The organism is Tamlana crocina, from assembly GCA_040429635.1.
GTDB classification, from domain to species: domain Bacteria; phylum Bacteroidota; class Bacteroidia; order Flavobacteriales; family Flavobacteriaceae; genus Flavisericum; species Flavisericum crocinum.
Map to the genome: position 1 here is coordinate 3,712,208 of CP158972.1, position 23,190 is coordinate 3,735,397.

General features: G+C 40.2%; 10 protein-coding genes and 1 pseudogene. 3 read left to right on the top strand and 8 right to left on the bottom strand.

Annotated features, from left to right (window positions below):
- Positions 1-94: 94 nt before the first annotated feature.
- The 8 genes and pseudogenes from ABI125_16185 to panC all read right to left on the bottom strand — a co-directional run bounded on the left by ABI125_16185 (position 95) and on the right by panC (position 20,457).
- The gene (locus ABI125_16185; GenBank protein ID XCF06245.1) at positions 95-5,986 is read right to left on the bottom strand and encodes a LamG domain-containing protein; all 5,892 of its coding nucleotides are present in this window, start codon (positions 5,984-5,986) and stop codon (positions 95-97) included.
- 167 nt (positions 5,987-6,153) lie between these two features.
- Positions 6,154-10,350, bottom strand: a complete 4,197-nt coding sequence (locus ABI125_16190; protein ID XCF06246.1) for a LamG-like jellyroll fold domain-containing protein — start codon at positions 10,348-10,350, stop codon at positions 6,154-6,156.
- A gap of 120 nt (positions 10,351-10,470) precedes the next feature.
- Positions 10,471-15,405: a LamG-like jellyroll fold domain-containing protein gene (locus ABI125_16195; GenBank protein XCF06247.1), complete on the bottom strand. Its 4,935-nt coding sequence runs from the start codon at positions 15,403-15,405 to the stop codon at positions 10,471-10,473.
- Positions 15,406-15,683: 278 nt separating this feature from the next.
- On the bottom strand, positions 15,684-17,042 hold the full coding sequence (gene radA / locus ABI125_16200; GenBank protein XCF06248.1) for a DNA repair protein RadA: 1,359 nt from the start codon (positions 17,040-17,042) through the stop codon (positions 15,684-15,686).
- 29 nt (positions 17,043-17,071) lie between these two features.
- Positions 17,072-18,223, bottom strand: coding sequence for an alpha/beta hydrolase-fold protein (locus ABI125_16205; GenBank protein ID XCF06249.1), 1,152 nt, complete (start codon positions 18,221-18,223; stop codon positions 17,072-17,074).
- Between the two features lie 49 nt (positions 18,224-18,272).
- Positions 18,273-19,190, bottom strand: coding sequence for a lysylphosphatidylglycerol synthase transmembrane domain-containing protein (locus tag ABI125_16210; protein XCF07920.1), 918 nt, complete (start codon positions 19,188-19,190; stop codon positions 18,273-18,275).
- Positions 19,191-19,242: 52 nt separating this feature from the next.
- Complete coding sequence (panD, locus tag ABI125_16215) at positions 19,243-19,593, bottom strand: aspartate 1-decarboxylase (GenBank protein ID XCF06250.1); 351 nt, start codon at positions 19,591-19,593, stop codon at positions 19,243-19,245.
- A 13-nt stretch (positions 19,594-19,606) separates the two neighbouring features.
- A pseudogene (panC, locus tag ABI125_16220) lies at positions 19,607-20,457 on the bottom strand (pantoate--beta-alanine ligase).
- A gap of 201 nt (positions 20,458-20,658) precedes the next feature.
- Here panC and ABI125_16225 point away from each other — a divergent pair.
- The 3 genes from ABI125_16225 to ABI125_16235 are packed head-to-tail and all read left to right on the top strand — an operon-like array spanning position 20,659 to position 23,159.
- Positions 20,659-21,468 (top strand): glycogen/starch synthase, encoded by an 810-nt coding sequence (locus ABI125_16225; GenBank protein XCF06251.1) that lies wholly within the window; start codon positions 20,659-20,661, stop codon positions 21,466-21,468.
- A gap of 21 nt (positions 21,469-21,489) precedes the next feature.
- Complete coding sequence (locus ABI125_16230; protein XCF06252.1) at positions 21,490-22,593, top strand: DUF4270 family protein; 1,104 nt, start codon at positions 21,490-21,492, stop codon at positions 22,591-22,593.
- Positions 22,527-23,159: a DUF4270 family protein gene (locus ABI125_16235; GenBank protein XCF06253.1), complete on the top strand. Its 633-nt coding sequence runs from the start codon at positions 22,527-22,529 to the stop codon at positions 23,157-23,159. Before ABI125_16230 ends, ABI125_16235 begins: the two co-directional genes overlap by 67 nt.
- Positions 23,160-23,190: the final 31 nt, after the last annotated feature.

Consider the following 23,190-nt stretch of genomic DNA (forward strand, 5'->3'; position numbering starts at 1 on the left):
AACTAATATTCAATCCGTTACACTATTTATTCGCTAAAAGCATTATATTCTCTTTTTTCGTCAACTCAAAATAGATGAAACGTTATTTTTACCGTTAATTAATTACAATTTTTTTAGTGAGCACCTCATTGGTTTCCGTTCTTAAACACACCACATAAGCCCCTGTAGTCATATTGCTGAAGCTAATGCCTCGATCTAGCTCTGCTGTGCTTACATTACTCATTTCAAGCACATTTTGCCCGCGCATATTTATCAATGCAAAATGTTTCACCGTACCATTCAACTTTTTAGCATAAAAGGTTTTACTGCTGTTTTGATAATAAATAAAACTTTCTGGTGTCATAGCCTCTTCGGTACTTAATGATTGCTGCTCATCTTGGAACACAATATCAAACCTACTGTTAAATCTTCCTGGTTCTGAGCTAAACTGATAAGTTCCATCTTGCGAAAGGTCGAAATACTCACCGGTTAAATTATCTTTTATGTAAATAGCTTGATTTTCTGGGATATTTATTTTTTCGGATATTTTAATTTCGAAACTGTTTTTACCCGACGATTTAAAATTAAGCGGAATGACTTTGTCGTCCGTAATTGGGCTATAAGCCTGCATGATCATACCTTTTCCTTCAAGAGCTAAATTAAGGTCGTTGTTGTTTGATTCTGTACACTTGGCGTCGTAACCATAATCAAAATCATCTTTGGTATAATTGCTAAATCCAAGCAAAAGCTCTCTTCTGGTTTTTGGACCTGTTGCTGAATTGAATTCCAAACGGATTTTCTGCATCTCACTTTTCTCAATTTTTTCTTTTGAAGATTTGCTGGCTTTGGTAGACTTCGAAAAGATAGACCCTTGATTGTAAGTTCCGTTCGCATCTACTTCTTTTATAAATACCCGCTGACCGTTATTGAACTCTACTTGGCCATCTGCAACGACTTCAACAACAAACCCCTGCCCTACAGCAATGTAACGGGTAGGCACAATGGCTCCGAATTTGGAATTATCTACACCACCTTCTATGCCAACAAATTGGTAAGCCCTACAACCGCCAAGCTTATTGACTTGAGCATATCCGCCTTGGTACTCATTTAAATAATGTGAGTTTCCTGCCCACTGTTGCCACAAATAAATGGTTCCATCTATTACACCCGCGTTATCATCTATAAACTGATGAAGATCTAAAGCCGAAGCATAAGGATTCCCTACCAAATATTCGGTTTTTGTTTTGTTGGGCACAGAACCGGCACCGCCCTTATCTACAACATCAATCAAAACAGTACCATTATTGGGTTTACCTTCAAAAATATATTGTTGCTCGTTGCCGGGACTACCTGTTCCTTTTTGGGTATAACCCACTCCTGGGCTTAATGGCGAAGTGGGAGATACAGCTTTCCAGTCCCAATAGGTCACACCATTTTTAAAAGTATATAACCAAGCCGTACTTATACTTCCATTACCTGAATGTCCTGAAGTAAAAGGCAAGTTGAAACCTGATTCGTCCTTTAGCATATTCAATTTATAGGATGTGTTATTGAGGTTATTAATAGAGGCATTATCATCTGTAAGTGAGGTAGCGGCCATTGCACCAATTGGTGCAGACCAGTAATTGTACCAAAACGGACTTGAAGCACCCTCTTGCCTCCTAAGCAATTTACCCGTTGCCGATGTTACCAAGTTGCTATTTATGGTTTGGATAAGCTGCGAATCTTCCATTAAATCTAAAGTTCCGTTGAGCTCAAAATACCATTCGTTCTTTACCTGCCGTGTTCCGTTTACCGTTAAGGTTTTACCGGAATCAATGAAAAGCCCCATGGTATTGATATCGTGATCAATGGCAATGTTGTTTTTTATTTGAACAATTCCCCATTCATTATCATCTCCTAAATTTGAAATATTCCAAACATCGCCATGAAGCCAAGTAGAGCTTGAGGCCCATGGTCCATCAGCGCTTGTTACATAAGGCAGTGGTGCTGTTTGTTCTTGAACTGAAGCACTATTATTTTTTGAATACCCGTTGATATTATTACTTGAAAAATCGGCAGCGGCATTGTTAGCCATCGGGTAGTATCCCTTTAAGTTCGCCCAAAGCAAATTATCTGAAATATTTGAAGCGATTAATTTTCCACGAATCCCTGTTCCGCTTTGAACAATTTCCTGGTTCATCATTTGCCTTATCTGTTGTTTGCTAAGAGCCACATTCCAAATACGGACTTCATCTATATACCCATCAAAACAATACTTGGGTGTATTTGGTGTACTGCTATCATAACTAGCTCCTAATAAAAAACTGTAACTATTATTTGAAGGCGCTGAGGCACTTACACTTGTAGCCACCAACACGCCATCAACGTATAGAGACACCGTATTTCTTGTGTATGTTGCTGCTACGTGGTACCATTTATTATTCTCAATTTGGTTTGTCGAGGTAATAGTTAATACCGGTATGCCTGAATTATTATACCATATCAAACTAGGATACCCATTTTCCAATGTGAAATGATAGCCCCTAAGCGCCCCCAATGCAACATCACCTTTAGACATAATTGTTGCCTTGGCACTTGTAGACTTTTGTAGCACCCAAGCTTCTAGGGAAAAACTACGAGATAAATCGTGATTATCACCAAAATCAACATAATAGTCTGTTCCATTGAAATCAACAAAAGTGTTCTCAACACATAGTGAGAACGTACCCGTATTACCCGGATAAGCATCTACAGAAACATAATAAGTTGCTCCTGGAGTTAAATTAAAACCAGAAACTACCACATCATCATTGTTGGATGCATACCTTTTACTATCCACTTCAACCGTTCCGCCATCTTCCCACATGGCCACTTGGGTTCTTCGTTGGGTTCCTTTGGTTCCATCAACATCAACGGTAATGCTAATTTGTCCTGTTTCTGGCGCCGTAAACTTAAACCAACGGTTATATTTCGGCCCATTATTGTTCCAACTGGAGCCCGCCACCTTATCGGGTGTCGCTCCTGTGGTGTCGTAAATAGCATCGTCCGAACAAGAGTTTATAAGGTTTGTGATGTCGATGGCACCTTCGTAAAAATCATAGCTTATCCTATCTTTTACGCATAGGGTGAACGACCCATCGTAACTGGAGTTATAAACATCAACCGAAACGTAGTATACCTCACCGGGCGTTAGTGATGTATAACCCAAAATAACATCATCAGTATTAGAAACATACCTATTACTACTCAGTTCGGTGAGTCCGTCGGTTTCCCAAAGGGCTATTTGGGTGGTTTTCTGGGTACCTTTTTCTGCGCCCACATCAACGGTTACTTCAATTTGACCAGTTGCTGGTGCGGTAAACTTAAACCATCTATTGTTTTTTGGGCCATTATTGTTCCAATTATAACCCTTATTTCGGTCTGGTGAGGCTCCCACAGTTGAAAATTCTGCATCTGCCGAACAACTGTTTATAATACTTGTAATATCTCTGGCCCCTTCATAAAAATCATAATTCAATTGGTCTTGGATGCATAAAGTAAAGGATCCGCTGTACCCCGAATGATAAGCATCAACGGAAAAATAATAAATATCTCCCGGAGTTAGCCCATTGGCTCCCATCACCACATCTTCGGTATTGTAAGCATATCTTTTACTATTAATTTCGGTGATGCCATCGGAAGCCCATAAAGCTACTTGTGTCGTTTTTTGAGTACCTTTATCTCCTCCTATATCCACAGTAATACTAATCTCGCCGGTAGCAGGTGCCGTAAACTGAAACCAACGGTTAGTCTTCGGCCCATTGTTGTTCCAGTTAGACCCTTTGTCGCGGTCGGCCGATGCGCCTATGGTAGTGTATTCTTCGTTCTGTGAGCAATTATTGATAATGCTCGTAACATCTATGGCTCCTTCATAAAAATCGTAATCCAATTGGTCTTGCAGGCATAAGGTAAACGTACCACTGTACCCTGAATGATAAGCATCAACAGAAATATAATAAGTATCTCCTGGAGTTAACCCATTGGCTCCCATAACCACATCTTCGGTATTGTAAGCATATCTTTTAGTGGCAATCTCGGTAGTTCCATCAGCGGCCCATAGTGCCATTTGCGTCGTTTTTTGAGTGCCCTTACCGCCTCCTATATCTACGGTAACATTAATCTCGCCAGAAGCAGGTGCTGTAAACTTAAACCAACGGTTTGTTTTCGGCCCGTTGTTATTCCAGTTAGAGCCCTTGTTGCGGTCAGCCGATGCTCCTATGGTAGTGTATTGCTGATCTTGCGAGCAACTATTAATAATACTCGTAACGTCTATAGCGCCTTCATAAAAATCATAATCTACTTCGTCGTACAAACACAATGCAAAGCTTCCTCGATAACTCGAACTGGAATGGTTATCGACCGAAACATAATACCACTCTCCAACCGTTAAACTACTGGATTGTACATTTATGTTTCCTGTTGAACTATAATAAGCCGAACTCATAAGTTCTGTACCGCTGTCATCCCACAGCGCCATAAATGGATAGCGTAGGCTTCCAGACGAACCACCAATATATATTTCGGCTTTCACCTCGGTTGAGGTAGCCTGGAATTTATACCATAAATTGTAATTAGGCCCATTATTCCATGTGCTTGCTTTAGTCTCATCTGCCGAAGCATTTATCGTGGTGTATTCAGCATCGGCCGAACACCAACTTGATGTATGCGGCAATTCAATGGCCTTGTCTTTAAAATCGTTGTTAACCTCGTCATCAACACAAAGCGTAAACGAGCCTCTGTAGTTTGAGTTAGAATGATTGTCAACCGATATATAATACCAATTGCCAACGGTTAAATTATCCGATTGCACATTTATCGTTCCTGTTGAACTATAATATCTCGAGCTGGCTATTTCTGCACCGCTGTCCTCCCAAAGGGCTAGAAAAGGATAACGCAGACTGCCAGAACTGCCCCCAATATTTATTTGAGCATTGACCTCGGTTGTCGTGGCTTGAAATTTGTACCAAACATTATAATTGGGGCCATTATTCCATGTACTTCCCTTAGCTTGATCTGCCGAAGCATTTATCGTGGTATATTCGGCATCAGCCGAGCACCAGTCTGAAGTATGTGGCAACTCAATGGCTTTATCTTTAAAATCGTTATTTACAGTATCGTCAACGCAAAGTGTAAATGAACCCCTGTAATTTGAACTAGAATGATTATCAACCGATATATAATACCAATTTCCAATGGTTAAATTATCAGACTGAACGTTAATGGTACCGGTTGAACTGTAATACGTCGAACTTGTAATCTCCGTTCCGACAGCGTCCCAAAGTGCGAGAAAAGGGTAACGTAAACTTCCCGTAGACCCTCCTGTATTTATAGACGCATTAACTTCTGTTGTGGTCGCCTGAAATTTAAACCAAACGTTATAATTTGGGTCATTTCGCCAAGTTGAGCCTTTTACACCATCAGGGGTAGCATTTATTGTACTGAATTCACCATCTGCCGAACACCAATTTGAGGTGTGCGGTACCTCATGGGCTTTTTCCATATAATCAAAATCCACTTCATCCTCCACGCATAACGTAAAGGAACCTCGATAGCTAGTTGATGAATGGTTATCCACAGAAATATAATACCAATTTCCGACGGTTAAATTGTCGGACTGAACGTTGATACTTCCTGTTGAACTGTAATATGTCATACTAGTTATTTCTGTGCCGTTATCGTCCCAAAGCCCCAAATAAGGATAGCGTAAACTCCCTGATGACCCTCCGGTGCTAATTTCGGCATTCACCTGCGTTGTGGTAGCCTGGAATTTATACCAAACGTTGTAATTTGGACCATTTCGCCATGCTGAACCCTTTGTTCCATCGGGGGTGGCATTAATTGTAGTGAAAGGTGAATTGGAGGAACACCAATTTGTAGTGTGCGGTATAACCTCTGCATTTACAAAATCGTCGTTAGCAGGTGTTTGGGCGAACGCATTGAAACCAATAAAACACAACACACTCAAAAAATGAGAGAAAACCTTCATAGTTAATTAAGTATTATAATAGCTTGGGGGCATTATTAGTAACAAACGTAGAAAAAAAATCCACAAAATGCAAATTTCTTCGACAAAATACATTTACTTGGATTTAAAAATGAATAAAAAAGCCCTGAAAAACTCAGGGCTCTTTTGGTATTGTAAAAATTAGGGATTTAATTCACTACTATTTTTTTGGTCAGCACCTCGTTATTGGCCGTTCTTAAACAAACCACATAAGCACCAGCAGCTAAACTATTCAATCGAACGCCCATTTCCAATTGGGCATTGGATACACCACTCAAATCTTGTACGCTTTGGCCACGCATGTTCACCACGGTAAAATGGGTAACCTCGCTATCCATATTTTTCGCATAAAACGTTTTGGCTGGGTTTTGGTAATAAGTACGGTTTTTTGTTCCATCGGCCTCTTCTGCACTTAACATTTGCTGTTCGCTCCGGAAAACGATTGACAGCCTGTTTTTGAACACCCCGGCTTCTGAACCGAACTGACACGCCTCGCCTTTTGTAAGATTGAAATACTCGCCGGTTAGGTTGTCGTGCAGATAAATTCTTTGACTTTCTTTAATATTTTCCTTCTCGGAAATCATAATTTCGAAAGTGTTATCGCCCGACGATTTCAAGTTTAAAGGCACTACTTTTTCATCGGTAATTTCGCCATAGGCCTGCATAATCATATTTTTTCCTTCCAATGATAAATTCAGGTCGTTGTTGTTGGTCTCCGTACTCTTGGCATCGTAGCCATAGTCGAAGCCATCAGTGGTATAATCGCTGAAGCCCATCAACAGTTCCCTTCTCGTTTTGGGACCTGTTACCGAATTGAATTCCAAACGGATTTTCTGCATTGTATCTCTTGAAGCCTTTTCTTTTGGATTTTTTCCGTTGGAAGACTTTGAGAACGTAGAACCATTATCGTAAGTACCATCGGCATCGGCTTCCTTAATGAAAACACGCTGCCCGTTGTTGAATTCCACTTGCCCATCGGCCACAATTTCGGCCAAGAAGCCCTGACCGACAGAAAGGTAGCGCGAAGGCACGATAGTACCATCCTGAGAGCCGTTATGGTCTCCGTAAAACCCAACAAATTGATAGGCACGGCAAGACCCCAACTTGTTCACTTGGGCATAACCACCTTGGTATTCGTTTAGGTAATGCGAATTGCCAGCCCAATGTTGCCAAAGCTGTAGCGTGCCGTCTATCACGCCCGCATTGTCGTCGATGAACTTATGGATGTCGATTGCCGAGGCGTAGGGGTTGCCCAAAAGGTATTCCGTCTTGGACTGGTTGGGCACGGAGCCCGCTCCGCCCTTGTCCGTTACATCCAACAAAATGGTGCCGTTATTTGGTTTTCCCTCAAAAATATATTGTTGTTCCGCTCCGGCATTCCCGGTCCCTTTTTGGGTATAGCCCACGCCCGGGCTTAATGATGTGGATGGCGAAATTTGCGCCCAGTCCCAATAAGTCAATCCGTTTATAAATGTGTAGATCCATTGGGTACTGATCTTACCGTTGCCCGTTTGCCCTGAAGTAAACAAACAGTTTGAACCAGCTTCATCTTTAAGCATATTTAAACTAAAAGTTGTATTGTTGGCATTGTTACCCGTATTATTGTCTGATAGGGTTGAAACACTCGTAAAACCAACCGGAGAGCCCCAATAGTTGTACCTATACGGATTGGATTGGCCTTCTTGCCTTCTTAAAATCTTGCCTTCGGCCGATGTTACCAAATCACTGTTTTCTGTCTGCAGCAGTTGGGAATCGTCCATTAAATCCAAAGTACCGTTCAGTTCAAAATACCAACTGTTTTCAATCAAATTATCTCCGTTTACCGTTAAGGTTTTGTTCGAATCTATTATCAAGCCCAAATGGTTATGCGAATTAGTAGTACTAACATTATTAGAGATTTGGATAATGCTCCAATCTTTATTATCTGAAGCATTTTCGATATCCCATACATCGCCGTGCAACCAAGTGGATTCGGTGCACCAACACCCATCAGCTACCGTTTTATAGGGCATAGGCGCCGTTTGTGGCTGTACCGTGGTGATGTTGTGCAGACGAGCAGACAGGCCGTTGCCCGAAAAATCGGTGGTCGTTAGGTTCACGATATCCGTCATCGGGTAATAGGCCTTTAAATTTGACCATGGGATTACCGCTGATGTGGCCGAATCGGATATGGACTTAGGAATTACACTTCCGTACACATTTCCCGAACTATTATTTATTTCTTGGTAAATAATCTTTCGCATTTGATCTTCGGTTAATGCCTCGTCGAACACGCGCACTTCATCAATACTTCCATTAAAGAGCATATTATGGTCAAGTGCCCTGGCCCCAATGGTAAAATAATCTGGGGAAGTGTAAATCGCACCAGATAAAGAAGCATCGTTGCTCGAGCCATGAAGCTCCCCATTAATGTAAGCCTTTAGCCTTGCCGAGGGTGACGTACTATCAAATATCAACGCTACATGCGTCCAAACATCTTTATCGATTTTTGATGCTGGGGTTATTGCCACATCGTTAACTTTAAACCAAACCTGCCTTGAACTGTGCGTTTGGATGTGCAGGTTGCCAAAATTTAGCACATAAGATGAATTTAGAAAATTCTCGTCCAATTTTATCCAGGCCATTACCGTGGCCGCAGTATAGCCACCAAGGTCGAGGTCGCTGTCCAGGTAATCGTCAACACCGTCGAAATCGATCGTCGCAGACGACGGCGGGTTTACATCGAAAAGGTCGCGGTAGTCCAAATCCCCTCCAGTGAACAAATCACCGTCCGCATCGGGTAAGATTGCCAAATTAGATGGGTTTTCAATATCTTCATTAACATCCAAATTAGAATCATTGACTCCGTTGGTTTCAAATGCATTCGTTAAACCATCGCCATCTACATCGGCAGCCGTTAGTGTATCGGCCATACCGTTTTCCTTGATGTCATCGAGCCCATCATTATCTGAATCAGAATCCACAAAATCCCAAATACCGTCAAAATCGGTATCTACAGGCACAATACCTAATACATAGGCCACATCTACCCCGGTAACGGCTACAATTCCAGATGGCGCAACATACCCTAAGGTAGTTTGTGCTTCAACGTTATCAGGAATACCGTCATTATCACTATCAATATCCAAGAAATCGAAATCTTCTCTATTATCGGTATTTACGGGGGTGGTTCCCGAACCGGCAGAACTTGGTATTCCGTAAGTTGCCACTGTAGTACCAATTGAACCATCTGCCATTCCGTCTGCATTGCCATCTACACCTCCCGACTCCAAAACATCTGGAATACCATCATTATCACTATCTAAATCAAAATGATTGGGAACACCGTCTGAATCGAAATCGATATTTTCACAAATCCCATGAGCATTAAGTGTACAGAAATCGGCATCTTTGTAATTAGGAATACCGTCTGTATCATGATCGGCGGAAGGATCAATTCCTCCAGATTCAGAAGTATCTTTTATACCGTCATTGTCATCGTCTAAATCATCGACATCACTCAGCCCATCCTCATCATCATCTGCCAAAGTAAAAATAAACATTTTACCATCGGCATGATCTCGCGTTGAAGCTGTTAATTGCGCTTTGGTAATGAGTGACCCGTTTGGTGCAATATCATCTAAATAAAACAATGCAATACCAATGGTACCACCATTTTCTACCACTCTATCGCTCAACCAATAATCGGCCCCAGCAGGAGGTGGATTAATTGCACCGTTAGTCCCTAAATTACCACTAGTTCCTGTACCTCCGAAACCCCATTTGGTGGATGTTTTGTTGACAAAAGTTTCACCCAAAGACTGTTCTGCTCCGCCACCCGCTGGAATACCAAAAAGTTCTATATGAAGACAATTATTAGCATTACGCTCTGTAACTGCAATTACCCCACTTGAGGTTGCCAATATACCAGTGCCATACGACAATGTTTGGCGTTGTGCTGTTGTCGTGGATTCGGAGGAATAATTATCGCAAATATTTTGTCCATTGTTGCTAGAGCCAAAATAATGATTGAGGTTTAAATCCTGAAAAGCCGTTAATGCAGAGGCATTCCAAGAAGCACTTGCACTAGTTGTTTCTACATTCGCTCCATTTCTCAGAATTTTGTTCTGTCCATGGCCATCTGGCCCTAGCTGGGTGAGTTCGTATGCGGTTGGCAGTCCAAAATTGAGGTATACAATACCATTTACAGTAACACTCTCAATAGTTGCCGGCTGCGTTCTATTAGTTTGAACATCGCTCCATTGAAAAGTAACACCAGCTTGAATGCTCGGTGCATTGGTTTGAGCATTGATGCTACCAAACATGAGGCATACTAAAAACAGGTACAAGAAGTACTTTAATTTCATAGTTAATCGATTTGGGACTTCAAAAATAACTAATATTCAATTCGTTATACTATTTATTCGTTAAAGAGTAAAGTTTTCTTACTAAATTCATTTTTTTAGATGAAAGGTTATTTTCTTTCGTTAATTGATTACAATCTTTTTAGTAAGCACTTCATTGTTCTCCGTTCTTAAACACACGACATAAGCTCCAGTGGCCATATTGTTAAAACGAATACCTTGATCTAGCTGCGCCGTGCTTACATTACTCATTTCCAACACATTTTGCCCGCGCATATTTACCAGAGCAAAATGCTTAACCTTACTGTTCAATTTTTTAGCATAAAAGGTTTTACTGCTGTTTTGATAATAAATAAAACTCTCTGGCGTCATAGCCACTTCTGTACTTAAGGATTGTTGTTCATCTTGGAAAACAATTTCAAATCGACTATTAAAAACTCCTGGTTCTGAGCTAAACTGATAAGTTCCATCTTGCGAAAGGTCGAAATATTCACCGGTTAAATTATCTTTTATGTAAATAGCTTGATTTTCTGGGATATTTATTTTTTCAGAAATTTTGATTTCAAAGGTGTTTTTACCAGACGATTTAAAATTAAGCGGAATGACTTTTTCGTCCGTAATTGGACTATAAGCCTGCATGATCATACCTTTTCCTTCAAGAGCTAAATTAAGGTCGTTGTTGTTTGATTCTGTACACTTGGCGTCGTAACCATAATCAAAATCGTCTTTGGTGTAATTGCTAAACCCAAGCAAAAGCTCCCTTCTAGTTTTAGGACCAACTACTGAATTGAATTCCAAGCGTATTTTTTGCATGGCGCTTTTAGCCACTTTCTCTTTTGAGGATTTACTGGCTTTGGTTGATTTTGAGAACGTAGAACCCTGTTCGTAACTGCCGTTGGCGTCAGATTCTTTTATAAATACACGCTGACTGTTGTTGAATTCTACTTGCCCATCGGCAATAATCTCAGCCATAAAACCTTGCCCCACGGGCAGGTAGCGTGTAGGTACTACCGTTCCATCTTGAGAACCATTGTGGGCACCATAAAATCCAACGAATTGATATGCACGGCACGCTCCCAGTTTATTCACTTGGGCATAGCCCCCGTGGTACTCGTTTAAGTTATGCGAATTACCCGCCCACTGTTGCCATAGCTGAAGCGTTCCGTCTATAACCCCAGCATTGTCGTCGATAAATTTATGAATATCGATAGCCGAGGCATAAGGGTTGGCCAATAAATACTCGGTTTTAGTCTTGTTAGGCACGGAACCTGGACCACCTTTATCGGTTACATCGATTAGAATGGTGCCGTTATTGGGCTTACCTTCAAAAATATACTGCTGCTCGGTACCCGCAGCCCCTGTTCCTTTTTGGGTATAGCCTACCCCCGGATTAATGGCTTTGTTGGGCGAAATATGTGCCCAATCCCAATATGTAAGTCCGTTTATAAATGTGTACAACCAGGTAGTGCTAATACTCCCATTGCCAGAGTAGCTTGAAGTAAACGGCACATTAAACCCAGACTCATCCTTTAATAAGTTAAGTTTAAACGTTGTGTTATTAGCGTTATTGGTTGCTGCATTATTATCAGTGAGCGGAGTTGCTCCCTTTTGGCCTACTGGCGACCCCCAATAGTTGTACCAATAAGGGCTTGACACACCTTCTTGTCTTCGAAGTATTTTCCCTTGGGCAGAAGTTACCAAATCGCTATTTACCGATTGCACAAGCTGCGAATCGCCCATTAAATCTAAAGTACCGTTTAACTCTAAGCACCAGGTATTCTTCACCAAATAGTCTTCTCCATCAGTTCCAACAGTAACCGTTTTACCCGAATCTATTATTAGCGCTAAGTTTTCTAAATTTTCGTTTATTGAAATATCGTGCTTAATTTGAATGATAGTAGACTGTGACGACACAGCGCCATTATTGCTACCATCGCCATCATCATCATCATCATCATCATCATCATCATCATCATCATCATCATCATCGTCGTTATTCACACCTCCACTAGTTTGAAAATAGGTGTTCCAAACCTCGCCATGCTCCCAGGTACTAGCATCCAATAAATTCCCTTCTTGTTTAGTTACATACGGCATGGGAGCTGTTTGCTCTTGTACAGTTGTAATATTATTTAAAAGCAAGGTGTTTCCGAAATCTGAATAATCTAAGGTTATTCCTGAAAGAATATCCGTCATAGGGTAATAGGCTATCAAATTGCTCCAAGAGACGGTATTTCCAGAGGAATCGTCATCAATATTTTTGGGTACAATAGTTCCTTTAACATATCCTGAATTGTTTTCAATTTCTTGGTAAATCATTTTTTGTAATTGACTTTGGGTTAAAGCCACATTAAAAACCCTTACTTCATCAATATCGCCTTTAAAGTATTTTTTGTCGGCCACATTGCTTGACAATCTGCCTACCTCAAAATTACCGTTGGAATTTCCGGTATTCTCAATGATTTTTCCAACCCCAATATTAGCCGAATCGACTACTTCACCGTCTACATAAAGCACTACCTCTCCTGTGGTACCGTTATAACTAGCCGCTAAATGATGCCATTTGCCGAGATTGATACTGCAGGAGCAACCAACGGTTTCTTCTGAAGCACCAGCTACTTTTATGGTGAAATTGGGTTTCTTGCCATTTTTAAGCCATAATTTACTGCCTGTATCTTCACCGGCCACAACCATATCGGTTGAATTTCCTGTATCTGATTTTATCCAAGCCATTAGGGTAAGGTTACCCAAACCATTAATAAAGGCGTCTCTCGACAAGTAATCGTCTACACCGTCAAAATCGATGAGCGCTAATGATGGTGGGTTAACCTCGAACACATCTCTGTAATCCAAATCTCCACCGAGCAATAAATCGCCATCGCCATCTGGTAAAATGGATAAATCTGTCGGATCTTCAATATCTTCATTCACATCCCAAACGGCATCGTTTACCCCGTTGGTTTCAAAAGCATTGTTTAACCCATCATTATCTGCATCGGCCGCGGTTGATGTATTGGCCATACCATTTTCTTGAATATCTGGGGTACCGTCGTTATCGGAATCGCTGTCTAAATAATCCGGAGTGCCATCACCATCGGTATCAACAGGAGTTAAACCTGTGCCATAATTGTCCCATAAACCAGGATAATCTCCCGAGGTATTTACTGTTCCGCTTGGCGGTATGTAGCCTCGAGTTAACTGGGCCTCAACATTATCTGGAATACCATCGTTATCACTATCAATATCTACTTTATTTTCAGACCCCTCGCCGTCGGCATCGGCGCAGGAAGCCTCTTCTAAAATGATGATTTCTACATCATCAATAAAATTTCCAACTGAATTTGAACCCGAAGCGGTGCTAATCGCCTCGAATATGAAGAAGGTGGTATCTTGCCCCTCGGGAACATCGTAAACGCCCGAATAGCTTCCCCAAGCACTGGTTCCGTCAGACATGGTTTCTACAGTGGTTGCCGATGCCAAATCTGCACCAATTTTTACGACCGCCACATCGGTACCGCTTCTTCCTCTGTGTTTAACAGACCACTGTACCTTTGCCCCTCCAGAAACACACAACTCTTGATAAAGCGCTGCGGTTTGGTTGGCATTGAGTTCTGCAAACTGGTTGCCATCAACCGCTGGAACGCCATAAAACCCATCGCTCCAAAGTTCTATTTGATTATCGGGCGCTGTAGTTTTCCAACCCGGAATATTATCTTCATGCGTAATACGATAGGTAGAACTTCCAATTACTATTTCTTCAAAACTTTCATTAATGATACTCTCGGCGCAGTAGGCAATACCACATTCTACAGCATCTAAAATGCCATCGTTATCGTCATCTACATCAATGGTATCAACAATACCATCACCATCGGAATCTAAGGTTGATGCAGAACCTCCTGAAGATGAACCACCCCCAGACTGAGCACTTGAACTTGTTTTATAAACCAACTTGTAATCTTCAACCTCTCCTGCCTTGTAGTTAAAATTGCTTGAAGAAAAATTAGTACCCGTACCTTCTCTAACTCCAATTCGAATTATGGAATTTCCAGCCACTACATTTTCTGGAATTGGAATACTTATTGGAACGTCTATTTTCTTTTTCTTTTTCTTGTCGTCTTCGTCACCATCGTCATCGTCATCATCATCATCGTCATCGTCATCAACGTCGTCGCTGGAAGCGTTAAATTGAAAAATAAATCGCTCGCCTTTATCCTCAAAATCATCATCGCTTTCTTCGTTGAAATTTAACCATACCACCACTGCATTGGTTGCAGTATTCCAATCGTCTAAAGTTACTTGAACAACCCCTTCTAAAGTTTCACCTGCTTCAATCTCTGTCTCTTTTGATAGAGAGTAATCTTTATACTGCCCCGTTTTTCCGGAGGTTTTTTTATTCATGTCGCCAATAGACACCTTAGAAATATAGTAATGGTTCCAATCGCCTATATTGTTTGGCTCTGGGTACTCGGGGTCTTCAACAACCTCTTCTTCTGCTGCATCAGAAGTGAAATTAATATTATAATCTTCAACCTCTCCAGCCTTATAATTAAAATCACAAGATGTAAAATTACTACTTTGCTTCTCCCTAAAAGCAATTCGCATCACCGAGCTACCAGATTTTGCTGTACTGGGCACCGCTATTGAAATAGGAACTTCAATAGTTTTTAAGCCACTAGGTTTTGATTTATCTTGAAAAGTAAATGTGAATTGCTCACCACTATCTTCAAAATCATCGTCAGAATTATTGAAATTCATCCAAACAATCAAAGTATGCTTATTTTTATTCCAACCATCTAGCGTTACGGTTACCGTGCCTTCAATCGTTTCACCTACGGCAATATCGGCAGCCGCGATTTCAGAATAATACGTATACCCCCCTGTTGAACCCGAACTGGAATTATTAATACTTCCTAGGCTAACATTCGAAATATAGAAATTGTTATAACCACCAATATTAGAAGGCTCACAATACTGAGCAGACACTTGTTTTGCTGAAAAACAAATAGCAATAAACGCAAATACAATATAGCGTAAGTGGTCACGAAGAATCCTCATAGGTTAAGTATTAAGTTAGTTTGCGTTGGGGCGCAAAAAAAATTAATTAATTTGGGACAACTCGAGGGAAAGCAATCGCCACATTAAACCAATATTTTAGTTTTCAATGCAATAATCGATACAATATTACCAATAAAAGCGTGAATAATCTAGAAAAAATACAACTTTTTTTCGATAAAGTGTTTAATTAATTCGTTGAAATGCAAAATAATCAACATAAAACAATCTAAAAACCAACATTTAAAACACTGATAAACAATACTTTAACCCAAACTTAATTAAACAATAAAGTCTACCAAGTCTTCAATTTTTGAAATTAATTGGATTTTTATGTTGGTATTTTTAAGAGAAATTTTATTGTATTTGGACACGAAAATGGTTGAGAACCCCAGTTTTTGGGCTTCTAAAATGCGCTGTTCTACACGTTGAACAGGACGAATTTCTCCCGATAGCCCTACTTCGGCCGCAAAACAAAAGTCGCTTGGAAGAGATACATCCTCATTTGAGGAAAGTATAGAGGCCACCACCGCCAAATCGATAGCGGGATCATCAACCGTAATTCCTCCGGTAATGTTTAAAAATACGTCCTTGGCCCCCAATCGGAACCCGGCACGCTTTTCCAAAACGGCCAAAAGCATATTCAATCGTTTGGCGTTAAATCCCGTAGCACTACGCTGTGGCGTTCCGTAAACGGCAGTACTAACCAAAGCCTGCACCTCAATCATGAGTGGACGCATGCCTTCTAAAGTCGCAGCAATGGCATTACCCGAAAGTTCTTCTTCTTTTTTTGAAATCAATATTTCTGAAGGATTACTTACCTCACGCAAGCCCGAACCCTGCATTTCGTAAATGCCCAATTCGTTGGTAGATCCAAATCGGTTTTTATGGGCTCTTAAAATTCGGAACACATGATTACGGTCCCCTTCGAATTGCAAAACGGTATCGACCATGTGCTCTAAAATTTTAGGTCCGGCAATATGGCCATCTTTGGTAATATGCCCAATTAACAACACAGGCGTAGCGGTTTCTTTGGCAAATTTTATCAACTCGGTGGTGCATTCCTTAATTTGAGAGATGCTTCCTGAAGACGATTCGATATAATCGCTATGAAGTGTTTGAATGGAATCAACAATAACAATTTCGGGCTCTAAAGCTTCAATTTGCTTGAATATGTTTTGTGTTTTCGTTTCGGTTAAAATGTAACAATTGTTGTTATCTGGGTTGATGCGTTCGGCACGCATTTTAATTTGCTTTTGGCTTTCCTCGCCCGAAACATAAAGGGTTTTATAAGGTAGTTTTAACGACACCTGAAGCAGCAGTGTACTTTTACCAATTCCGGGTTCACCGCCCAAAAGCGTTAAGGAACCGGGCACAATACCACCACCAAGCACACGGTTAAATTCGGCATCGAACGTATTTAGCCTGGGTTCGCTCGACACATCAATTTCATTAATTTTTAACGGAACGGCTTTTCGTTTTACGCTTGATGTTGGCGACTTCCAATCCGATTGACTCGGTTTTTCAACCAGTTCTTCCACAATGGTATTCCACTCTTTACAGGCATTGCATTGCCCCTGCCATTTAGAATATTGCGTACCGCAGTTTTGACAAAAGAAAGTCGTTTTTACCTTGGCCATAGTTTTTATTGAAATTGAATACAGATATTTTAAAAGCCGAAATCTTGTTTTATTAAATCGGCGCGCTCCAACACCTCATCTTTGGTAATTCCGCCTATTTCTTCTAAAGTGTAAGCCGATTGATAGGTGCGCATCGCCTTTTTGGGCTCGCCACCTTCTTCGTAAAAACGACCTAAATAATAACCGCCCAACAAGGTTTCTGGGTACGCTTTTCTGGCCATTTTACCCAATTCTTCATAATACTCGAAACGCTCGTTTTTTTCAATAGCCGCAGCGACAGCCTTAAAATCGTTGATTAAAATAGGCTTTTCAATTCCGAACAATTCTTTAATCGTTTGGTATTTGTTCTGAAGATAAAGCACGGGGGAATCTTCCAACTCTAAAATCACTTCTTTGTATTCCTTTTTGGAAATGGGTTGAAACACTTTAAAGATGCCTTCAATGGCGCTAGGTATAGCATGCGTTGGCACCGAATAGTGCGATGGATTTTCAAAACTGTCGAAACGGTACACCAAATTTTCATTTTCCAAAGCTGAAATATCGGAATCCAAAGCCTGCGTCATTTGTAGAATGGATTCGGAATTATTTTTGGTATTCGCCAAATAATAAAAAGTTTTTGTTGGCGTTTTGCCCAACACATCGGGGATATAATCCAGCATATTGGGTGCCAATTGCGGACTCACCACCACATAAGCCTGAAACAGCGCATTGGGCTTCAACAAATAATAATTGATGAAATTGGCCGTTTCCCCATGCCCTACAGCGATTTTAAAATTGCCCACCCTAAAATTCTTTTCCAGATACGGCATCAATTCCATGCCAATAAATTCAAAAAAAAAAAAAGCACCGGTTTCAATGGGCAACGAATTTTGTTCGGAATACAAAGTATCGTCGAAGCGCTTGCCGTATTGATTTACACCAACCACAATGGCTTCGGGCATGTCTTCCCAATACGAAAAATAATCAACGTTTCCAGCCACGGCTTCAAACATATAATCGCCATCCAGCACTACAAATATGGGATAGGCTTTATCATCGTTGGAATTATAGCCACGCGGCAATTGTATTTTTATTTGGCGTTCTTCTCCTAATTTTGAAGACTGAAACGTTTCGTATTTCACTTGGGCATTGATGCTAAAAGAAGCGCACAGCAACAATATAAAAATGACCGATTTTTTCATTTTTTTGAACAGATTTGAGTTTTATCGAGGCAAGGTAATAAAATAAAGCCTAGCTATCAACTTGCTTTTTTCGGTTAAAAATGGGCAAATACAGCAGTGACAGCCCCCCGAAAATAATAATCATCAGGGTTTGTGAGGCCCACATAATCCAACCGAAAGCAATGCTGGGTTGCTCAGGAATTGAAAACAGCGAAAACGCCGCATAAATGGCCAAGGGGTACGAGCCAATTCCACCATTGGTCGCAGCTATACTAAAACTGGCTGAAATAAAACCGATTAAAATAGCCCCAAAACTGATGCCGTGCAACTCTTCCATAGCAAAAGAAGTAACATAAAACATGAGCACATACATGCCCCAAATAAATAACGTATGGAAAATAAAAGGCCATTTCTTTTTCATTTTGAAAATACTCAAAGCCCCCTCAATCAACCCGTTTACAAAGTTTTTGATTTTTTCGGCCAGTTTCGACTTGCTTTTTTTCAGAAGTTTAAAAAAGAACAGCATGAGCAAAACCCCAACGCCCATGGCTACGGCTATTTTTACCGGATTGAATCGCTCTACCAAAAAGCTATAAATAAAATCGAACTGTAAAAACAAGGTTATGGCCATAATGGCCAGCATCACCAGCATATCGGCAATACGCTCGGCCACAATGGTTCCGAAACCTTTTTCGAACGGTACGCCTTCATAATTTGTAATGATGGATGCCCGAGCCACTTCACCCGCTCGGGGAATCGTATAATTTATTAAATAAGTAGCAAAAACAGCCATAACACTATTACCAAACTTAATGTTATAGCCCATAGGCTCTAACTGAAAACGCCAGCGGTAAGCCCTAGACAAATGGCTTAAAAACCCCAAAAACATGCCCAAAATAATATAAGTGTAATCGGCATTTTTGGCATACACTAAAAGCTCGCTTAACGATACTTTTGACAGTGAATACCAGACCAAAAAAACTCCCAGCAAAAGTGGGAGTAAAATTTTTAATGATCTTTTTATTTTGGCAGCCAAAAGCTTACTTTAATAAATTAGTGGCTTCATCTGGAAACACCAGCGAAGGCTTAAATGTTTTAGCCTCCTCGATATCCATTACGGCATAAGTGATTAAAATTAGGGTATCGCCCACCGAAACCTTTCGGCAAGCAGCACCATTTAAGGTAATCTCACCACTATTTCTTGGGCCGGGAATACAATACGTTTCCAAGCGTTCGCCGTTATCGTTATTTACAATCTGAACTTTTTCGCCCTGTATAATATTGGCGGCATCCATCAAGTCTTCGTCAATGGTTATACTTCCTATGTAATTGAGCTCGGCGCCAGTACACTTAACTCTGTGAATCTTAGATTTTACTACGTGAATTTGCATGCGGCAAAGATAATTAATTTAATGCGATATTGTCAATTAATCGAATATCGTCAGCATATACGGCAATAAATGCTCTATAGTCTTTATTGTCCATCTTTCGTTTAACCGGTTTTAAGGTTTCTACTTCCGAAATAATGAAATATTCCAATTTCAATAAATCGTGTTCAGAAAACTGATTTTCAACCCATTCCGTTATTTCTCTTGCACTTTTTGTGCCAAAGTGCATTTTGGCAGTTTTTATGGTATCGTAAATAAAAGATGCTACTTTTCTATACTCAGGTTTTAGTCGTGTATTGCGCGAGCTCATAGCCAATCCGTCTGATTCGCGCTGTATTTTACACCCCACAATATTTACAGGGATATCATGCTTTTCAACCAGCTTTTTTATAATTTGAAGCTGCTGAAAATCCTTTTCACCAAAATAGGCTTGTGCGGTTTTACTATTTCAAAAAAACGTTTAACAATAGTACCCACACCATCAAAATGCCCTTGGCGGAATTTCCCTTCCATTTCATATTCCAATCCATCAAAATCAAACTGTTCAGAAACGGGGTTATCGCCATACATGTCTTGAACCGTTGGCGCATAAACCAAAATCCGGGTATCACTCAAACCTTTCAACAACATTACATCGTTGTCAAGGGTTCGCGGATATTTCTCCAAATCGGTGGGGTTATTAAACTGCGTGGGGTTTACAAAAATACTTACCACCACTGTATCGTTATCATTCAGGGCCTTTTTAACCAATTGTAAATGCCCTTCGTGCAAAGCGCCCATAGTGGGTACCAAACCAACAGATTGCTTTTTGGCTTTTAGTCCTTCAATAGCCTCTGCTATTTGTTGTCTTTTTGAATAAATCTCCACGGTTTAATAAAAAATTAACGCGTGCAAACTTAAGATTTTACAGGCAATTTGCATAAATTTTTGTACTTTTGCGTGTTTTTTATTTTGAAATACAACGAGTAGCACTGCTTTTCTTGAAGCATTGCTCTTAAAATTTCAACCGAAAAACAGATTAACGGCTTTTTTTATTGAGGCTATATTAAAGTATACAAAACAAAGCATATGAAAGATAAGAGGATATTATATGTATCATCTGAAGTTGTACCCTATTTACCAGAAACCGAAATTTCATCCATGTCATTTGAAGCCCCTCGTATGGTTAACCAACAGGGTGGACAAATAAGAATTTTTATGCCACGTTACGGCAACATCAACGAGCGCAGACACCAATTGCATGAGGTGATTAGGTTATCAGGAATCAATTTAGTGGTAAACGATTTGGATATGCCACTTATTATCAAGGTAGCTTCGATCCCGAAAGAACGCATTCAGGTATATTTTATTGATAACGACGAATATTTCAAGCGTAAGGCCACTTTGACCGACGAAGAAGGCAATTTGTTCCCCGATAACGACGAGCGTGCTATTTTCTTCGCAAAAGGCGTTATTGAAACGGTTAAAAAATTAAACTGGTCGCCCGATATTATTCACGTTCACGGCTGGTTGGCTTCGTTGCTTCCGCTGTACCTTAAAGAATATTATAAAGATGAACCTTTGTTCAACGAAAGCAAAATTGTTACTTCGGTGTACAATCAAAGCTTTGACAATACGTTGAATAAAGATATGGCCAACAAAATTAAGTTCGATAATATTGATGAAGGCGCCATTAAAACTTTGGAAGAACCATCATACAACAATTTAATGAAAGTTGCCGTTGATTATTCGGATGCGTTGATTGTTGGGTCTGAAAATATCCCAGACGACTTGGAAGAATACATCAAAGCTTCCGAAAAACCTATTCTAGAATACAAAAGCAAAGATGAATTTGGCGATGCCTACACCAGCTTTTTCAACGAAGCCGTTTTAAGCTAGTTAATTCATTTACTTACCTATATGAAAAAATCTGTTAAAGCCCTTAAATTTTCCTTTTTCATCATTTTTGCCGTGACCTCTTTTATTGCTTGCGATAAAGATTTTAGCACTTTAGAGAGTGATGTGTTGGGTGAAGGAAATTCAAATTTCAATACAAAAGTGGATTCCCTGCCCATTGCAGCTTATAATAAAAAACTGGAAGGGCTACGCATTAACAGACTGGCATCAAACTTGCTCGGTTTTTTTTACGATCCTGCTTACGGCACAACCACGGCAAGCATTGTTGCACAGGTAACACCGTCGAGTTACAGCCCTAATTTTGGAGAAACCCCGGTGATAGATTCTGTTGCTATAAATATTCCGTATTATAGTACAGTTGTTGATGCCGATACAGATGGCAACTCTATTTACCGATTGGATTCTGTTTTTGGAAATACCGAAGCCAAAATAAAACTGTCTATTTACCAAAACAATTATTTTCTATTGGAATATGACCCCAGTGGTGGTTCAACTTCAACCCAGAATTACTACTCTAATGCCAGTAGCAGCACAGAAAATTCTATACTAACACCCCAAGGTAACACCATCAATTTTGATGAGCATGTTGTCGATACCATCTACCAAACAAACAACTTTTTACCAAGTGCAAAGCCCAATTTTATTGGCACAGCTACCGATACGACACGCTCTGCGCCTGCCTTCCATGTTAAATTGGAATCAGATGAAGCTAAATTATTCTGGAAAAACACCATTCTTGATAAAGAAGGTGATGTTGTTTTAGATAATCCTGGCGACTTTAAAAACTATTTTAGAGGCCTTTACCTAAAAGCAGAAGCCATTAATAACGATGGGCAAATGGTATTACTCAATTTAGCCAATGCCAATATCACCATACATTATACTTATGGTGCGGCAGATTCACGATTACAATCTACTTACACCCTTAATTTTTCGGGTAATATTTTAAATACGTTTATTAATAACTTTGACCAACCTTTGGAAGATGGCAATGCTACCGAAGGCGATCCGCACTTTACCTTAAAGGTACTGAAGGCTCTATGGCTGTTGTTGATCTGTTCAGTGGAATGGTTGAATGCGAAGATGAAGATGGCACCATTACCATGAGAACGGCATTCGATTGCTTTAAAAGAACTTATAGAGAGCTTGATGAAAATGGTGATTATGCCGAAAAAGTAAACGGCAATTATCCGCTTAAAAAATTAGTTAACGATGCCTTTTTAGAAGTTTATGAAGACTCCATTAATGCGGTAACAGGGCCTTATGGCACTGAATACCACAAATACGACCGCCTTTACGCTTACGATATTAAAAACAGTTTGCCCACAGTGGATTATAATCTTGACCCTGTAGAATCTTCAGCAAGTGCATTCAATTCAAAAATTATAAGTTTAAGCCAAAGAGATACCATAACCGGGAAATTCAAAATAAGACTTACCGAGCATTTAAAGAATATTTTGATACGCGATTCAACCAGTACAAAAATAGGTTTGGTGTTGTCTAACAACGTCAACTACATCAACAATGCTAAAATTTTAAACCCGACGGATGAGGTTAGCAATGTGCCAGCGGCAGCAATAATAAGTCCAAGAGGCACCGTATTACACGGCAACCAATCAGCTACCGAAAAGAAGCGTTTAAAGTTGAAAATATTTTACACAGAGCCTAAATAACCTCCACCGTTTATCTAAGCTTTTAGTGCAA